Source organism: Pseudoalteromonas sp. DL2-H2.2, assembly GCF_021532535.1.
Taxonomy (GTDB): Bacteria; Pseudomonadota; Gammaproteobacteria; order Enterobacterales; family Alteromonadaceae; genus Pseudoalteromonas; species Pseudoalteromonas rubra_A.
In genome coordinates this window covers 249,734-267,663 of the sequence record NZ_JAKGBD010000001.1, presented here as the reverse complement: position 1 = coordinate 267,663, position 17,930 = coordinate 249,734, and the positions used below count along the sequence as shown (strand labels likewise).

12 protein-coding genes are annotated in these 17,930 nt (G+C 45.9%); all 12 read right to left on the bottom strand.

Features of this window, described 5'->3' with window-relative positions:
* Positions 1–175: 175 nt before the first annotated feature.
* The 12 genes from asd to L1285_RS01005 all read right to left on the bottom strand — a co-directional run bounded on the left by asd (position 176) and on the right by L1285_RS01005 (position 17,803).
* Positions 176–1,288 carry an aspartate-semialdehyde dehydrogenase gene (gene asd / locus L1285_RS01060; protein ID WP_235410616.1) on the bottom strand — a complete coding sequence of 371 codons (1,113 nt, stop codon included), beginning with the start codon at positions 1,286–1,288 and terminating at the stop codon, positions 176–178.
* 602 nt (positions 1,289–1,890) lie between these two features.
* Positions 1,891–4,578 carry a TonB-dependent receptor plug domain-containing protein gene (locus L1285_RS01055; protein ID WP_235410615.1) on the bottom strand — a complete coding sequence of 896 codons (2,688 nt, stop codon included), beginning with the start codon at positions 4,576–4,578 and terminating at the stop codon, positions 1,891–1,893.
* A 90-nt stretch (positions 4,579–4,668) separates the two neighbouring features.
* Positions 4,669–6,399 (bottom strand): hypothetical protein, encoded by a 1,731-nt coding sequence (locus tag L1285_RS01050; protein ID WP_235410614.1) that lies wholly within the window; start codon positions 6,397–6,399, stop codon positions 4,669–4,671.
* Positions 6,400–6,572: 173 nt separating this feature from the next.
* Complete coding sequence (locus tag L1285_RS01045) at positions 6,573–7,877, bottom strand: tetratricopeptide repeat protein (RefSeq protein ID WP_235410613.1); 1,305 nt, start codon at positions 7,875–7,877, stop codon at positions 6,573–6,575.
* Between the two features lie 17 nt (positions 7,878–7,894).
* Positions 7,895–8,500, bottom strand: a complete 606-nt coding sequence (locus tag L1285_RS01040) for an energy transducer TonB (protein WP_046005184.1) — start codon at positions 8,498–8,500, stop codon at positions 7,895–7,897.
* 9 nt (positions 8,501–8,509) lie between these two features.
* Positions 8,510–8,920, bottom strand: coding sequence for an ExbD/TolR family protein (locus L1285_RS01035; protein ID WP_010381303.1), 411 nt, complete (start codon positions 8,918–8,920; stop codon positions 8,510–8,512).
* 21 nt (positions 8,921–8,941) lie between these two features.
* Positions 8,942–9,469 (bottom strand): MotA/TolQ/ExbB proton channel family protein, encoded by a 528-nt coding sequence (locus L1285_RS01030; protein WP_010381299.1) that lies wholly within the window; start codon positions 9,467–9,469, stop codon positions 8,942–8,944.
* A gap of 2 nt (positions 9,470–9,471) precedes the next feature.
* Positions 9,472–10,806, bottom strand: a complete 1,335-nt coding sequence (locus L1285_RS01025; protein ID WP_442960467.1) for a MotA/TolQ/ExbB proton channel family protein — start codon at positions 10,804–10,806, stop codon at positions 9,472–9,474.
* Between the two features lie 46 nt (positions 10,807–10,852).
* Positions 10,853–11,605 (bottom strand): DUF3450 domain-containing protein, encoded by a 753-nt coding sequence (locus tag L1285_RS01020; RefSeq protein ID WP_235410611.1) that lies wholly within the window; start codon positions 11,603–11,605, stop codon positions 10,853–10,855.
* 188 nt (positions 11,606–11,793) lie between these two features.
* The gene (locus L1285_RS01015; protein ID WP_235410610.1) at positions 11,794–13,683 is read right to left on the bottom strand and encodes a methyl-accepting chemotaxis protein; all 1,890 of its coding nucleotides are present in this window, start codon (positions 13,681–13,683) and stop codon (positions 11,794–11,796) included.
* 309 nt (positions 13,684–13,992) lie between these two features.
* Positions 13,993–16,344, bottom strand: coding sequence for a GH92 family glycosyl hydrolase (locus tag L1285_RS01010; protein ID WP_268835927.1), 2,352 nt, complete (start codon positions 16,342–16,344; stop codon positions 13,993–13,995).
* A gap of 187 nt (positions 16,345–16,531) precedes the next feature.
* Positions 16,532–17,803 (bottom strand): sugar MFS transporter, encoded by a 1,272-nt coding sequence (locus L1285_RS01005; RefSeq protein WP_235410609.1) that lies wholly within the window; start codon positions 17,801–17,803, stop codon positions 16,532–16,534.
* Positions 17,804–17,930 lie beyond the last annotated feature (127 nt).

Here is a 17,930-nt window from a genome sequence, read left to right as displayed (position 1 = left end):
TTTAACATAATATATATTATAGGACATTAATTGTAGGGCTATTATGTGGCTGGTCGTATGACTATTATCAGTGTTATCGTTCGCTGTTCAAGCTTTAACTTGGCTTGTAGATAAACAAAGCACGCTGTTAAAGTGCGTGCTTTGTTTATTCTGAGATGTGTTGTTTAAGCAAAGCTTATTGCTCAACAATGATCCTGAGCATACGACGCAGTGGCTCGGCCGCGCCCCAAAGCAGTTGATCTCCTACGGTGAATGCACTGATATATTCCGGGCCCATGGTGAGTTTACGTATTCTGCCAATTGGAATGTTCAAAGTGCCAGTAACCTTGACTGGTGTAAGCTCTTGCTCAGTGGTTTTACGGTCGTTTGGAATAACCGTAACCCATTCGTTGTGTGCTTCTAATATTTCCTCAATCTTCTCAACGGAAACATCTTCTCTTAACTTAATCGTTAAGGCCTGCGCATGACAACGCATTGCGCCGATCCTTACACAGATCCCGTCGACCGGAATGGGCTGTTTACTTGAACCAAGGATTTTGTTCGCTTCAACCTGGGCTTTCCATTCTTCTTTACTCTGGCCACTTTCCATAGGCACGTCTATCCAGGGGATCAGACTGCCAGCCAGCGGCACGCCGAACTGATCGGTTGGTAAGCTGTCTGATTGCAGCTTTTGTGCAACCAGCTTATCGATTTCTAAAATTGCAGCTCCCGGGTCATCGAGCTGGGTTTTTACACAATCATGGATATCGCCCATCTGAGCAATGAGTTCTTTCATATTTCGCGCACCGGCGCCCGATGCAGCCTGGTAAGTCATGGGGCTGACCCATTCAATCAGGTCTTGCTCAAACAAACCGCCCAATGCGAGCAGCATTAATGATACTGTACAGTTACCGCCCACGAAGGTCTTAACCCCCTGCTCTAACCCCTGCTCAATGACATCTTTATTTACCGGATCCAGAACAATGATGCTGTCTGATGACATTCTCAGTGCAGACGCCGCATCAATCCAATAGCCATTCCATCCAGTTTCTCTTAGCCCGTTATAAACTGACTTAGTGTAGTCTCCGCCCTGACAGGACAGAATAATGTCCATTTGCGAGAGGCTATCGAGATCATAGGCATCGAGTAACGCTTTGGTCTGCGACTTAACTTCTGGCCCCGGCTGGCCAGCTTGAGAGGTAGTGAAGAAATAAGGTTCAATGTCAGAAAAGTCATTTTCTTCATGCATGCGTTGCATCAATACAGAGCCGACCATTCCACGCCAACCAATTAGTCCTACTTTTTTCATGGTATTACCTTTTTTGTGATTCATTGAGTATTTTGCGTGAGAGGTATGTCTAGACGTCTAAAAATAGCAAACATTATCTGAAGAAACTATACTTTTAGCGTCAAAATTGAACATTTATGATAAAAAACCCCGCGAAAGCGGGGTTTGGATACAACATGTAAAGGTTGTGTCCCATACTGCCGCGTAAAGCCGCAGTTTAGAACTAGGTTGTTGGCGACCAGAAACTCATTCTAATGGCCAAAATTCTGAATTAGTATGTGAGAACAAAGTATGGCTTAATTTTAACGAGTGTTCAAGAAGTTTTGATTACAACAATCTGAAAAGTAAGAAAATATTTTCCCAGTTTTGCTACTTACTCACTGTCACATAAGTTTAACGTTTTACCATCAAGTTTAGGCTGAGATTTTGACCCATAACAATAAAACCAGCCATTAAGTCACATTAAGCAAGATTTTTGGCTTTTACTACTCACTATAGTAGTTCAAGAAATGAGTAAATTGAATTTTATACAAGAATGTCCTTGCATCTGCGGCTATTCAAAGGGATAAAAAACAAAAAAGCCGCCCAAGCTTACCAGGCGGCTTTGAACTGGGTTAGATTACTTAGAACTCGTATTTGTAGCTCAGGCTCACACTAGTGCCGACTTCTTTTTGACGAACGATATAGTCAGACTGAGTGACTTCTTGTTCTTCATCCAGTAAGTTCTGTACCTTGAACTTAACTTGCGAGTTAAAGTCAGGATACCAAGTGTAAACCAGGTCCAAAGAGTGGAACGGCTGCTCAAACGCATCCTCGCGGCCACCAATCCCTGAAGCCAGGATCCGTTCGCCGAACACATTGTAAACAAGCGAGCTACTGTGCTGACCATCAGCCGAGTCATAGTTCAACTGCAAGTTCACAACATACTTAGAATGGCCCGTCATACGCTTGGTTGGGTTTGTTAAGTTACCAGACTTAGCAGGGTCAATTTCCACTTCTGAATCACTGAAGGTAACATTACCAGAAGTAAAGAAACCACTCACTACACCAGACAGGTCATATAGCCATTCGGCTTCGACACCATATACCTCACCGGTTTCACCGTTAACGAAGGTAGCAGTGTAGTCCTCATCACCTACTTGCAACACAGTTTCTATCGGTGCCGTAATATCTTTAAAGAATGCACCTACCGAGAAGTTATCACCGTTATCCATGTAGTATTCGAAACGCGCATCATAGTTTTGCAGCTCGCTGCTCTTAAGGCCTGCAACACCGAATGTGCGAATGTCTGTCAATGGATCAAAGTACGAAACAGGTACCAACTCACGTAAGTCAGGGCGAACGACTGTTTCACCGTAACCAAATCTGATTTGGTACTTTTCACCGCCCAGATAAGTCATGGAAAGCGCGTTATAGAAGTCATCTTCATTAACTGTTCCCGCCAGGATCCGTTCTTCTGAGTAGATTGTACTATGGGTAATGCGATCAAAAATAAGGCTCGATGTACCTATAGAAACCTGCTTAAAATCTTCGTATCGGATACCACCGCTTAGACGCCATGTGTTATCAAAAATCGCATCGAATTCAAAGTAGCCTGAATCAATTTTCTGAGCCGCAATATAATCGTCTGCACTGGGCGCGGTTGGTTCATTGAAGGCCAACAAGAAATCATTACTAGAGACAAAGTCGTCGTTCAAATAGGCTGTAATGTCATTGATGCCCTCTGAACCCGTGTTAACCGGGATTGAGATATTTGTCTCGTTGTGAATCGCAAAACTCGATGTTGAATAAACACGCGCCCTGTCAACGAAGTCATAACCAGCTTTAAAGGTCAGCTCAAAGTTTTCCAGATATAGTGGCAATGTAAGGTTACCGCTGTACGACTTTACATTGTCTTCCATTTCTGTGTACGAGTAGAGGATACGGTTATCATCACCCGTTACGATAGAATCTACATAAGCGCCATCATCACCATAATTATCGATGAAATCATAATCGATATTGGTTGGGATTTTAGTTTCCGCTTTTGACTCTGTGTACTGCCAGTCAACACCGATCCCCATGTAATCCATAAATGTATGTTGACCAACAGCCTGGTCGATGTCCAGAACGCGCTCTTCGTAGTTGAAGTCGTAATTACGATATGCCTGCCCTGTTGCTGCTATCGTTCTAACAGTACTACCATTGGGGCTTTGAGAGATAGACAGCTCCGACTCGTCTTCGGTGTCTTCAAGATATATCTTAGAATAGGATACGTTGTGTTGCTCGTACTTATATCCAAGGTTAAACACGCCACTCATTTTCTCAGTCTGGGTTGTTACTTTAGAGTCTTTCACCGTAACGTAACAAGAGTTAACCGCGTCTTCTTCTGTCTCTAATTTCGTCGTACAGCTTTCATCAAATGACTGATCCAATACCGCGCTCATGCGCTCTGAATATTTCCAGTCATTGTCATAAGACACAGCCGCAAGCACACCGATAGTACCGCCCAGCCAGTCTTCGTCAAAGCTGTCGCCAATGCTGGCCTTTATGTCGTAGTTCGGATCCAAAGACTCTTCTTGTACCCGAATATCCCGGGGCAGCTCACGCACCAGAGACTTGTTGATGACCAAAGCTTGATCAGCAGCACTTTGAGTCTCAGTGTTTTCAAACCCTTCTCTTTCTACTATACCGCGCAAAGACAGATCACCACGATAACGTACTACGGCAGTTTGAACTGCAACAGGGATCCCTTTTTCGTTACGGTTATAGGTATAACCATCTTGCGAATTGAGGTTCTGGCCAACACCGACTTCAATATTTGCTACAAATTCACTCGGTACCGACTTAGTCCGAATGTCGATGTTACCACCACCAAAAGCAGCAGGCATAGAAGGAGAATATGCTTTTTGAACAGCCAGGCTCTCTATGATGCTAGACGGGAAGATGTCCAGGGGAATTACGTTGCGGGTCAGATCCGGGCTAGGTACCGCTGCACCGTTTAATCGAGCACTTGAGTAACGCTCACCGAGACCACGTACATAAATGAACTTACCATCGACAAGTGTTAGGCCAGTTACACGGCGTAGAGCAGATGCTACATCGCTATCACCAGTGCGTGACAATTGCTCGGCGCCCAGTATGTCTGCAACAAATGCCTGATTTTTACGCTCTTCAATAACAGCCGCAGCACTACCTTGTAGACGTGAGCCGACTGCAACAACTTCTTCAATTTCCTGCGCTTCTTCAGCAAATACAGGCGCAGTCATACCGACGGACAAAGAAGCACCTACTGCCAAAGCTACTTTTCTTAATTTTATCTGCGTATTCATTTGCAATCCTGATAAAACTCGTAAAAAAGGCGCAATCAATGCGCCTAGTTCGAAATACTTATTGAGTTAAAAACAAAGTAATCTCAGAGATTAATCTTTGTCAGCTAGCTCAAGAGCTTCTTTAACCCACTTGTACCAAGCGCTTGACGTATCTGCGCTTGAAACTGCGCCTACATAGTCAACTTCTTCAAAGAAATCGTCATTTAGAGATTTCAGGTCATTTGCTTCAAGAGTGATATCCGTAGAGTCTTTGTTTGTAGAGAAGCCATCAGCTGCTAGTACATCACCTTTTTTGTCAAGAATGATGCTGGCAGCGTCGTTATCCCACCAAGCGGTGTGCGTTTCACCAGGAAGGTCTTTACTTCCTTCAGTGAAGTTAGTCACACAAGCCAAAACTGAATTGTGGAAGTTTAGTACGTTATCAACAGCGTTTTGCGCTGCATCGCTGTCTTTAAAGTGAAGACAAGCTGTTGCATTTGTTGCATTTTCTTCTTTTACAAACAAAGTGTTGTAGTACTGACCACGAATTGCATCGTCAAATGTTGCAGCTTGTGAAGGGTCGTTATCACGGATTGATTTACCATCAGTAGTTACAACAGTAACGTTTGCGATAGTTGGGTTAGAAGGTGTTACGTCGTTGTACTCTTCTCCCTGGTTCTTCTCGCCGTCAGTTTCAAAACCGTTGTTACCCATGAAGCCTTCGGTACCAGCTTCGATAGTTTTAACAACCTTATTCTTATTCTCGTCTTCGCCGGTGTAGTTAACGTCTTTCTTCGTTTTAATAGTACCGTGCTTGATGTAAATGAACTGAGCTTTACCCTGCCAGCCTGCATCGATATCGATAGAGTCATCCTGGGTATCTGTAACAACAATGTTCTTCAAGTTCGCTGCACCACCAAAGAACTCAATACCATCGTCAAAGCCTTGGTGAATATGAAGGAATTCGAAGCTAGAACCTGAACCAACACCGTTCAATGTCAGAGAGTTAAGGTCATCACCTACACCGCCTTCACGAGGACCCGATCCTGCGTAGAAAATTTTAGCGTACTTAATGTTACCGCTGCTGTCTGCGTTATCGTTACCACCGAAGTGACTAGTGATACCTTCAGTTTTAGCGTTACACAGATCTTCTGCGCGTTCTTCGTTCTTACACTGGTTAGTCAGACCTTTACCGTTGATCATGATACCGCCCCAGTCCGCAAACTGCGGGCCGAAACCAGTGATATCAAATTCTTCAATGTCGTTTGCTGATGTAAACGTAATTGGTGCCTCAGCAGTACCCTCGGCCATGATTTTAGCGCTACGAGCGATGCGAATAATCGCTTCACCTGAAGCAAACGCCATGGTTGTACCAGGTTTTACCGTTAGAGTAGGACCAGTCTCTGGCACTGTACAACCTGTAGTGGTATCACAGTTTTCACCAATCAATAGAGCGCCAGCGAATACATGTGCGCCGCCATTTGGCAAAGCATCGAAAGTAATGTTTTCTTTGATTTCTAGTGCTTTACTTGCGAATGAAGAATCGTAGTAACAGTGTTTAGAGTTACGGTAGTCACCCTGAACTTCTTGACCTGCAACAGTACGGCTTACACACGGGTTAGTAGTACCAGAATCTTTGTCACCACCATCTGTGCCACCGTCATTGTCGTCGCCACCGGAATTATCGTTGCCTGTGTTTGTATTATTATGAGTTGTTGTATTATTTGAATCAGTAACGCTTGTATCATTAACTGTAGGTGTTACTTCGATGTCACCACCACAACCAGCTAGTACAAGTGCAGATGTAACAAGGCTTACTCTGAATAACCCAGTAAGTTTCATTTTATTCTCCGTTGTGTATTTAAATGAGCTGGCGTTATCATATAAAGCCTATATTTCATTTGTGTGTCTAATTATTTTCAGAAAAATGAAAGTATCAAATTCAGGGGATTTTTTATTTTAAGGCAGGCATAAAAAAACCGCCCGAAGGCGGCTTTGGTGTTGCGATTATAAAATCATAACAAAGCTTGCTTTAACGTTTCGGCGTGAATTTTTTCGCGTTTAACGTACTTAATCCATTGCTTGGCGAGATTAGCTGATTTTTTGTGCTTTTCCGCCTGTTCAAACGCAAGTATTGACGCGTCGAAGTTTTGCAGATTGTATTGTGCCATACCTAATGCCACATAGGCGTTGGACTCGAAAGTCAGCTCCCCTTTATCCAGGGCCGCGCGCGCAGCGTCGGCAGCTTCATCAAACTTTTCCAGATTAATGTAGACCTCAGCAATACGTTGCAGATAGTTGCCATGCGCTACTTCTTTGTCTGCTTTTACAAAGTAGGATATGGACTTATCTTCATCCTTAGACTGAACATAGGCCTCGGCGATAAAAGCGTAATTTTTAGCATTGCCTTCGACAACCCCACTTTTGATGCCTTCATCCAGAGCCACAGCCGCCTTATACGGTAAACCATTAAACAGATAGACCTGAGCCAGCTGGATAACGTCACTGCGCTTTTTAATAAAGCCGCGTTGTTTGGCTGTTTCGAGCAAGGCTAATTGTTTTTTCTCTTCGCCCAGCTCACCAAACATACCCGCTAACTGAACCCAGTATTCTGGCTTATCAAACAGCTTAACCATTTTTTCCAGTACATCAGCAACCTTTTTAGGTTGATTCATTGAGTAGTATAATGCCCTTTGCAGAACCAACCAGCTCTCCTTTGGAACATTACCTTCACTTTCTGTTAATGATATCGCTATATTGATATTCTCTACAGCCGATTGATAGTTTTTATCCTGATATAAAGCCTGCGCTTTTAATACATAATAATTACTTTTAATTGGCTGAGTATTTATCTTTTTCCATCTGTCGAGATAATCAACCGTGGCCTTATAATCTCCATTGGCCATAGCCAATTGCGCCAGACTAAAGGTCGTGGATAGTCTCAGTGACTCAGGGATCGCTTCTTCAGCAACCACTTGTTCAAATGAAGCAATGGCTTTATCAAGCTGATTTTCGTTGTAATAGATAAACCCATAGAAATTATGCATCATGGCAATTTCGTAAGAGTTCATACTACCGGAACGTTCTTTAATGGAGTCCAGAACTTCCAGACCACCTTTGACGTCGCCATCATCGGCCAGCTTTTGTGCACGTGCCAGCTGGCTGTATACTTTTTCGCGCAGTGCCGGTACGCGCTTAGTTTTGGTTTCTGCATGTGCAACCGCAAGGTCAACACCCGGTAACACCGAGACCATACTTGGCGCCGCCAGGCCGGCACAACTAAGTGCACTTGCCAACAAGACTTTTTTAAATACTTTCATAATCGCACCTTTGTCTGTTAGCCATTGATCTGGAATGAGATCTTGTTCTGAACACCGGCTACTTCTACCGCTTCACCGTTCACAACACGAGGCTTGTACTTAAATTTCAAAGCCGCATCCATTGCCGCACGCTCAAAAATATTCTCCGGTTCAGCTTTCACGACAACCGGATCTCTTACCGTGCCTTGCTTAGTCACGATAAACTCAACGATCACGTATCCTTCGATACCGCGTGACAGCGCACGTCTGGGATAGACTGGCGCAACCTTAACGATTGGTAGATATTCACCATCACTGGATTCGAGTGCCAGTCCACCGGCAAGGTCTACATCGGCTGCAACGTCTGCGCTAAAATTAAAATCAGCGCCTGCGGCATCAAGGTTATTACTTTGCATCTGAGGCGCATCCATAGGTGGAGGCGGCTCTTTTGGCGTTGGTGGTTTTTGTGGCTTGCGTTCTTTTTTCTGAACTGTTTCTTCTTTTTTCAGGCGAACAAAGTCAAGGACATTGCCTTTAACGGGCTCTTCCATTTTGCCTTCGCCGCCTGTGATCAGTGCTTGCATACCGAGAAACAAGAAAAAAGTCACAATACCTGCAATAACGAGTGCTAGTAAGTAACGCATTTTCTAATCCTATGATTCCTGTGCTGCAATCGAGACATCAAACGCGCCTGCTGCACGAGATGCATCCATTACCTTGATTAGGGTATCTGTGGTTGCTTTTTTATCTGCCTGAATAACCACGCTGCCCTGCGGATTTTCCGCTTTCAGGCGCTCGATGTTGGCCTGTACGGCGCGAATATCAACCTGGCGTTTGTTGATCCAGATTTCGCCTTTGTCTGAAATGGCAACCAGGATATTGGCACGCTGCTTTTTCACGGCTGTCGCCGCTTCCGGGCGGTTGACATCAATGCCAGCTTCTTTGACAAACGACGCAGTAACGATAAAGAAGATAAGCATGATAAATACAACGTCCAGCATGGGCGTCATGTTAATTTCTTCGGCTTCTTCTTCCTGAAAAACCTTTGCTAGTGGAGCTCTCATTTTGTTTCCTCAAATTCTTTTCTAGTGGTCAAGCAACAGCTTGTCTTCCAGCAGTTCTACTTCGCGCTTTGCTTTGCGTTGCAAAAAGGTCGAGGCAAACACCCCGGACAGCGCGCCAACCATCCCAGCCATAGTAGGAATGGTTGCCTTGGATACACCGGCTGCCATTGAACGGGCACTACCGGAACCTGTGATTGCCATAACATTAAATACTTCAATCATGCCGGTCACTGTACCGAGCAGACCCAGTAGAGGACACAGGGCAACCATGACATTGATATAAGGTAAGTTACTGTTAAGCTGAATACCGGCTCGTGAGATCATGGCCTGGCGGATCTGCTCTGCATTCCAGCTGTTTCTTTCCTCTCGGCTGCTCCAGCTGTTCAGCAGATCTTTGCGATACGTTCTGAACTTGCCGAACACAAACATAAAGCGCTCGAGGATCAACAGCCACATCAGAAATGTGACCAGTCCGATGACCAGGAGAACCTGGCCACCTGTATCTAGGAACTCACGTAGCGCATTAATTGCATCTACTAAAAGAACCACAATTACGCTCCTTTCTCGCTGCGCTCAGCGATGATGCCGGCACTTTGCTCTTGCAGGATAAGCAGCAAATTACGAGAGCGAGTGTTAAGAATGGTGTATAGGAACACGGTTGGGATAGCAACCACCAGACCCAGTACAGTTGTAACGAGTGCGGTAGAGATACCACCTGCCATGAGTTTCGGGTCACCTGTACCAAACAGTGTAATTGCCTGGAATGTATTTATCATACCGGTTACCGTACCCAGTAGACCAAGCAGCGGGGCAACTACTGAAATAATCTTAATCAGAGTCAGGTTACGGGTAATTTTCGGCATCTCACGCAGGATTGCTTCACTTAACTTAAGCTCAAGTGTGTCATACGCCACATCCGGGTATTGCTCTTTAACTTTCATCACACGACCCAGCGGGTTGTCTTCACGTGCAACAGAGTCTTTTAGCTGACGGTTGATTTTAGCACCCATAATCATCAGAGAGATAAAGCGCTCGATGGCAATTAGCAGTGCAAGCAAACCCACGCCCAGGATGACATAACCTACCGCACCACCTTGCTCAACCTGCTCTTTGGTGTTTGGCGCCTGAACCAGCAGACCCAGAATTGAGCCGCCTGTTGGGTCAAGTGCAAAGTCGACAATACCTGATTGCGCAGACTGAAGGTCAGCTGCACTTTGTGTGAAGCGTGCAGTAGGCTGACGCGTCAACTCAGACAATGTGTTAGTTTCTGGGTTGTAAGACAGGTATTTACCATCAGCAATCAGGTTAAACGCACCAACACGCAAAACTTCTTTTTGCTCTTTCGCACCACCGGCGACAATCACATCTGAAGTATAGCGAGAGACTTTACCTTGCTCGGTCATTTCACGTTGTAACTCAACCCAGACTTTTTCAATGTCTTCGATTGACGCAAGCTTAGTGCTCGAGCCCATACGCTGTGCCATATCATCCATAAACGCGCTGCGGTTTGGAATTTCGGCAGAGACCACAGACGTGCGGAATTTGTTACTTGAGTCTCCGGCAACCTGTTGCAGCACACCGAATAGCTCTTTCAATGAACCCATGCGTTTAGACAGCGTATCACTCAAGTTGCCAAGTTTAATTTCATTTTCTTCAAACTGTGTTTCAAGGCGCTCTGAGCGGTTTAGCTCTCCGTCACGGTTTGCAGTCAGTTCGCGAAGCATGCGAACCTGTTCGCTCTGTTGTGCCTTAAACTGCGCTTCGCGTTGTGCGTTTTGCGCGTTCTGGGCTGTTTGACCTTGCTCAAGTTGCTTTAACAGGGTATCCAGGTCCATCGCTTGCTCGGCTGCAAACGCTGAGCTCGACAACGCCAGTGTCGCTGCCATAACTGTTTTTAGGCTGAAAGATTTAAAAAAGTTCATTGTATACCTCTTATTCTGCAGCCTGAATTGGCAGAGTTAACATATCCGGGGCAAGTTGCTTACGGGCAATACGGATACCCTTGTTGATTTGACTGATGTTGGTGTCTGGCAATGCAGTGAAAGACTTGCTCTCTTTGTTCCAGCTACCCGCTTTACTGCCATCTTTGGTTACGTAAAGTAGTTCAAGACGTCCGATACGTAGCATATCGACTTCGCGCTCCTGACCATCAACACTAAGCAGTGTTGAGTAAGCTTCGATAGTGCGACCGTATTCAACCTCTACCTGATATGCTTCTAAAACGCGGCGGAATTTTTCACTGGAAGATACATCAGCGCGGTCCATCATGGCCTGTAGCTTTGCGATACGCTCGGCACGTTCCTTTTTAAGAAATGGCACATCTAGGGCAACGAATTGCTCAAGACCAGTGATCATGCGCATCATCAGCGGCGTAATTTGACGCTCGATAACCGATACCTGATCCATCGATGCATTGATAGCAGCCATTTCTTCTAATTGATTTTTGATCTGCTTATCAAGCTGGCTGTTGTAAACAACCAGGCCATCGATTTCTTTATTCAGGGTTCTGAACTTTTGCAGACGTGACTGCATATCGTCTGCAATTGAGTTGATTTTGTTTTGAGATTGCAAAGCGGACTGGTTAATCGCCGAACTTGAATTAATGACCTTATCCAGATCGTTTGCCTGAGCATTAGCCGCTACTGCGACCATACCTGCTAATAGCAAGTGGTTAACGCACTTCATCGCATACACCTTTTAATATTTGCTTGTTGCTATATTGGAATTGCGTGCAGTCTAATGTGCCTAAATGACATCCATGTTGCGCTAAAAATACATTTAGGTTACAGCTGTCATATATGATTCATGAAGGGGGTTTATTTAATCTTGCGCAATAAAGAAAAAAGGCTGCATGATCGCAGCCTTAGAAAGGGTTAAACCTTGAACTTGGCGAGCATATGTTCAAGCTCATCAAATTGCAATTTTAGTGTCCGGCATTCTTCCAGAGTTTTGGTCAGGCTGTCACTGCCCTCGACACACAAATCACTGATCCCATGAATGTCGCTGTCGAGCGACTGGATCACCGCATTTTGTTCCTGCGTTGCACTGGCCACGGCATGGTTTACACCGTCGATAGAATCGATTGCATGCGTCACTTCCTGCATTTTAGTACCGGCGGACTGAGCCTGCTGCGCGCTGTTACTTGAATCGTCGATGCTCGACTTCATCACCGCAACGGCCGATGCCGATCCCTGTTGCAATTCGCCAATGGTGTTTTCAATTTCCTGGGTCGATTCCTGTGTGCGCTGGGCAAGCTGTCTGACCTCGTCTGCCACCACAGCGAACCCACGTCCGGCCTCACCGGCGCGCGCCGCTTCTATTGCCGCGTTGAGCGCCAGCAGATTAGTCTGCTCACTGACCCCTTTTATCACTTCAAGCACCTGGCCGATACTTGAGGTCAGTTTATCCAGACCATCGATTGTCGACTGGGCCTTCTGCATCTTAGCACTCAAAGAACCTATCTCTTCGATATTGGCATTCAGTGCAACCTGGCCCTGGCTGGACAAGCTATTTGCCTCCGTCGCCAATTCCGAGGCGTGCTTGGCATTATTTGAAATCTCAACTGCGCTGGAAGAGAGTTCGTTAATGGCGGTTGCGACACTGTCGGTACGTTTGGTTTGTTCGGTATAAATGTCCAGGGCACCCTGGGTTTGCGATTGAAGCCCGGCCATGACCTGCTCCAGCGCCAGCGTGGTTTCCTTGACCTTAGAAATACTCTCGTGAATTTTGTCTACAAACAGGTTGAAGTAATTAGACAGCTCACCAAACTCGTCGTTGTTTTCAACCTCCAGTCTGCGGGTTAAATCGCCTTCACCCTGGGCTATGTCTTTAATTGCCTCGTTCAAATGAACCATTGGCCGCATCAGGTATTTCAATAGCAGCTGTAACATCACTACAATTACCACAACACCCACCAGCATATAGATTAGGGCCATATTGCGAAAAGAAGCCACTGAGCTGTAGGCAATCTCTTTGTCGATCACTACCCCGAGATACCAGTCGACATTTTTTATACCGCGCATTTTGACGAAAGACACCAGTTTTTCTTTGCCGTCTATAGTCAAGTTTGCGAATGATTCGGACAGCGGCAGTTTAGTACCAAACAAGTCTGACATAGGTTTATCGTTGAGCGCGGTATTTGGGTGGCTCAGGATGCGACCTTCTGCATCCAGTAAAAAGCCATAACCGTAACCCAGAAAATCGATTTCGTTGACTATGTCTGTAATGGTCGCCATGTCAATGTCACCTCCGGCAACGCCAGAGAAACGACCGTTCATCATGATAGGGACTACGGCGGTGATGGTCAGCTCGTTACTGGTGACATCAATATAGGGGGTGGTAAACGCAGTATCGCGTTTTCGCTCAGCAAGTTTATACCAGGGTCTCTGGGTGGCATCAAAATCGCTGGGCAAGACCACGCTGGTATCGTTAAGAACAAACTGGCCGTCAGGCGTGCCAATAAAGGTATTCTTAAAATGCCCGGCCTCATGAGCCGTTTGTACTCGACGTAAAATATCCGCTGAGGCATCGCTCGTACGATGGCCGCTGGCAACAGAGCTGACAATATCCAGCCTGTCGTTTAGCCAGTTGGCTATATTCTGCGATACTGACTCAGAGATTTCCTGCAATACCAGGGTCAGCTGAGCCTGAGTTTGCGAGCGCATCAGAATAAAGTTATTCACGGTAAAAAGGGAAAGCACGATCACCAGCACCAATGAAGCGGCCAGTGTTATTTTAGTTGTAAATTTGAGCGCACTAATCATGGGGATCCTGTCTTAATTCTGCTAATACAAATTTGTTTTACCAAATCTTAACGAGTTTGTCTTACCTTATCGGCGAAACTTTTGCGGTCTTAAGCCAATTATACACTTGTTTTCACAATTTATTTTTTAACTGAATAGTTATTGGACAAGTGTTAACGCTAAAAATGAAAAAAGGCGGGATTGTTCCCACCTTTGACTAACACACAATGATCACCACAAGCTGTATCGACCCCAATCTAACAACATTGACCGATACTGAAGGACAATACAGCCTGGCTGTTCGTTAGATGAAAGTGTAATCGGGTCTTGCTACTGATACTTTGATAACGCCGGGGGCCTTGCTTTAAAGCCTTTACCCCAATTTTTATTGGGTTTATCGCCCATCACATATCGTAGCTCCCCGCCCGACATAATGTCGTCATGAGTCAGATAACTACGCTCAAGGACCTTGCCATTCAAAGTAACCGACTGGATATATTTGTTTGCATCGCTCAAACCAACCGCAGTGGTTGTAAACTGCTTACCATTAGCCAATTTCAACGTAACCTTGGGCGTTTGTGGCGCACCAATCGCATATGCCAGATCTCCAGGGGCTACCGGATAAAAGCCCATCGCAGAGAAGATATACCAGGCAGACATTTGCCCTACGTCATCGTTACCTGCCAGGCCGTCGGGTTTATCCGAGCTCAAGGTATCCATAATCTGGCGAATACGTTGCTGGGTTTTCCACGGTTTACCGGCGTAGTTATACAAATACGCAATATGGTGACTGGGTTCATTACCATGGGCATAGTTACCTATCAAACCGGCGATGTCTTCATGCTCTTTGATCATGTCATGGGACAAAGGCGTATCAAACAAGTCATCTAGGCGCTGAGTGAATGCCTCGTCTCCGCCCATTAAGGTAATGAGGCCGGCAACATCTTGCGGGACATAAAAGCTGTATTGCATGGCATTGCCTTCGGTGAAAGGCCCCATGTATTTGGCCTTAAACGGATTAAAATCAGGATCCCAGCGTCCCTGACTGTCACGACCGCGCATAAAGCCACTTTGTGGGTCAAACACATTCTTATAGCTCATTGCCCTGGCATAGTAATGCTTAGCCTGCTCGCTTTTACCCATTGCCTCGAACATTCTGGCAATAGCAAAGTCGTCATAGGCGTATTCCAGCGTAATGGAAACGGATTCAGGCAACACATCCATAGGCACATAGCCGTACTTTTTATATTCCGGGATCGCATCGTAAACCGGGTTGTTTGCCGTGTTAATGATGGCCTCTACAGCCAAATCAACATCGTAATCGCGGATCCCCTTAAGATAAGCATCAGCAATAACAGAGACTGCGTGATAACCAATCATGGTCCAGGTTTCGTGCGCATGGAAAGACCAGATAGGTAACATTTTTTCGTAGCTTTGCTGATAATGCACCAGCATTGACTGGATCATACCCGAGACCCTGTCTGGATCTATGTAGGTCAGCAGCGGATGTAACGCGCGATAGGTATCCCACAACGAGTAAAGCGTGTAATGTTCGAAATCCTTACCATCATGTATTTCACCATCAACACCGCGATATTGCCCGTTCACGTCCTGATAGAGACTGGGTGCCTGTAGTGCATGGTAAAGTGCAGTGTAAAACTGACGCTTTTCGGAGCGAGTCCCTTCAACATCTACTTTGTCCAAGTAGGATGCCCACTGGGAGTTTGCCGCTTTGCGTACCTTATTAAAGTCCCAGTGCGGTATTTCCGCTTGCAGGTTTTCCAGTGCGTTACTGCGGCTAACGGCGGACAAGGCTACCTTAACTTGGAGAGGCTTGTTTTCAACATTGTCAAAACTGGCAACAAACTTAATCGCCTTACCTGCACTCATTTTTACGGCTTTGTTTTCTATAGTTGAGTGTTTTTCTTTACCCAGACAGCCCATGCAGCGATAACGCATATTATCTTCGTTGATAAAACGGTAACTGTCGATTGGCTGGGAAAATTCAATGGCAAAGTACATTTGACGATTACGCGCCCAACCATTAGTTGCCCGGTATGCAAGCAGCGTAGTGTCGTTTATCTTGCGGATATCACTCCAGATGACTTTGCTTTCAAAGTTGTAAATCGCGCTGGTCAGGTCAAACAAAACATGACCTTCGCCACCATTTTTAAATGTATACTGATGCATGCCTACACGCGGACTGGCTGTGAGCTCGGCCTTAATGTTGTAGTCTTGTAGCTCTACCCCGTAGTAGCCAGCTTCGGCCCATTCCTGGTCGTGCGAGAATCGCGAACGATAGCCAGAGTCGGGATCTTTTGCCGTGCCCGGATTGGTTTTAACTTCCCCGCTGATAGGCATGATCAGTAGATCGCCAAGATCAGAGTGTCCTGTGCCGGAAAAGTGTGTATGAGAAAAACCGACTATGGTGGTATCGTCATAATGATAGCCTGCACAGCGCTTATAGATCTCTGGTTGTGGTGATACACCGCGCATGGGGTTATCGGTATCCGGGCTCAACTGAACCATACCAAAGGGTACCACAGCCCCCGGGAAGGTGTGGCCATCACCGCCAGTGCCTATAAATGGGTCTACCCACTGAGTGTTTGACGCGTTAGCCTCCCCCAGCGACGAGACTGATATCATAGTAGCCAGGGTTGCTACCGATACGATGCGATACATGCACCTCTCCTCTATACCTATTGTTATAATTTGGACCGTTCCAATCAATTCTATAGTACACCGCAAATGAATACGTATTCAATAGCAACAGAATAAGAAATAGTTAGCGAGATACAAAGGAGCAAGGTTAATGGGGTTAACCGGACATAAAAAAGCCGGCGCTGAGGCCGGCTTAATAAAAGCGCTTTTAGCTATCGACTTTTTGCTGCCACTGTTTGTACAGAGACACCACATTCAGTCCATACCAGGCGATAAAGACATAACAGACCATAGGGACAATAAAGCTAATCTGGATCCCCGCACTGTCTGCAACCAGACCCTGTGCCAGCGGTACCAGTGCACCACCGACAATTGCCAGACATAACCAGCCAGACCCTTTACTGGTTAAGGAGCCCAGTCCTTCAATGGCGATTGAGAAAATGGTCGGGAACATGATTGAATTAAACAGGCCCACAGCGAGTACAGCAAACATGGCCAGCTTGCCATCTGTCGACATCGTCAGAAGCAACAGTGCAATAATGGCAATGGCATTGAACATCAGTGCCTTTGACGGGGCAATCTTTTGTAGTGCCGCAGAGCCAATAAACCGACCTACCATAGCACCACCCCAGTAGTATGAAATGTATTTGGCTGCGGTATGCTCTTCCATTCCGGCAATTGACGGCTCGGCGAAATAGTTAACCAGGAAGCTGCCAATCGCAACTTCTGCGCCTACATAACAAAAGATAGCTGCAACACCCATCACCAGATGCGGAGCTTCGGTCAGCTTGTGACCACGGGCTTTACAATCCCCTTCTTCTGTATGCGCTTCGATGGTAGGCAGCTTTAAAAATGCAAATACCGCTGCAATCAGCAGCAAGGCACCGGCAAGTATCAGGTAAGGGACTTTAACGGAGTCTGCTGTTGCGTCAGTTGCCATACTGGCACCGGCACCAAACAGCAACATACCACCCACCGCAGGACCAACGGTTGTTCCCAATGAGTTAAGCGCCTGCGCCAGATTCAGTCGACTTGAGGCGGTTTTCTCTGGACCCAGTGCAGCAACATAGGGGTTTGCAGATACTTGTAGGACCGTAATACCTGAAGCCAGTACAAACAGCGCGCTCAGGAATATCCAGTACTCATGGACAACCACCGCCGGATAAAACAGCATACATCCGCCAGCTGCCACAACCAGGCCGGTCAGAACACCGTTTTTGTAACCAAAGCGTTTGAGGAACGCGCCGGCAGGTAAAGAAACGATAAAATAGGCGCTGAAAAAACAAAACTGGATCAGCATAGCTTCGGTATAACTGAGGTCAAACACCGCTTTCAGGCGCGGGATCAGCACATCGTTCAGTACAGTAATAAAGCCCCATAAAAAAAACAGGGTGGTCATGGCGGTCAGTGGCAACAAATAGTTGTTGTTTTTTGCATCTCCACTGGCTACATAACTTTGGTTAGTGTTAATTTCGCTCACTTGGATTACTCCGTGTTAAAGGATTCAGTGATTCTACACACTGTTACAGAAAAATCACAAATGTTTTATTGGACCGTTCCAATTTATTTTTGATGATGCTAGAGTAAGATTAAATGCAGGTATTGCC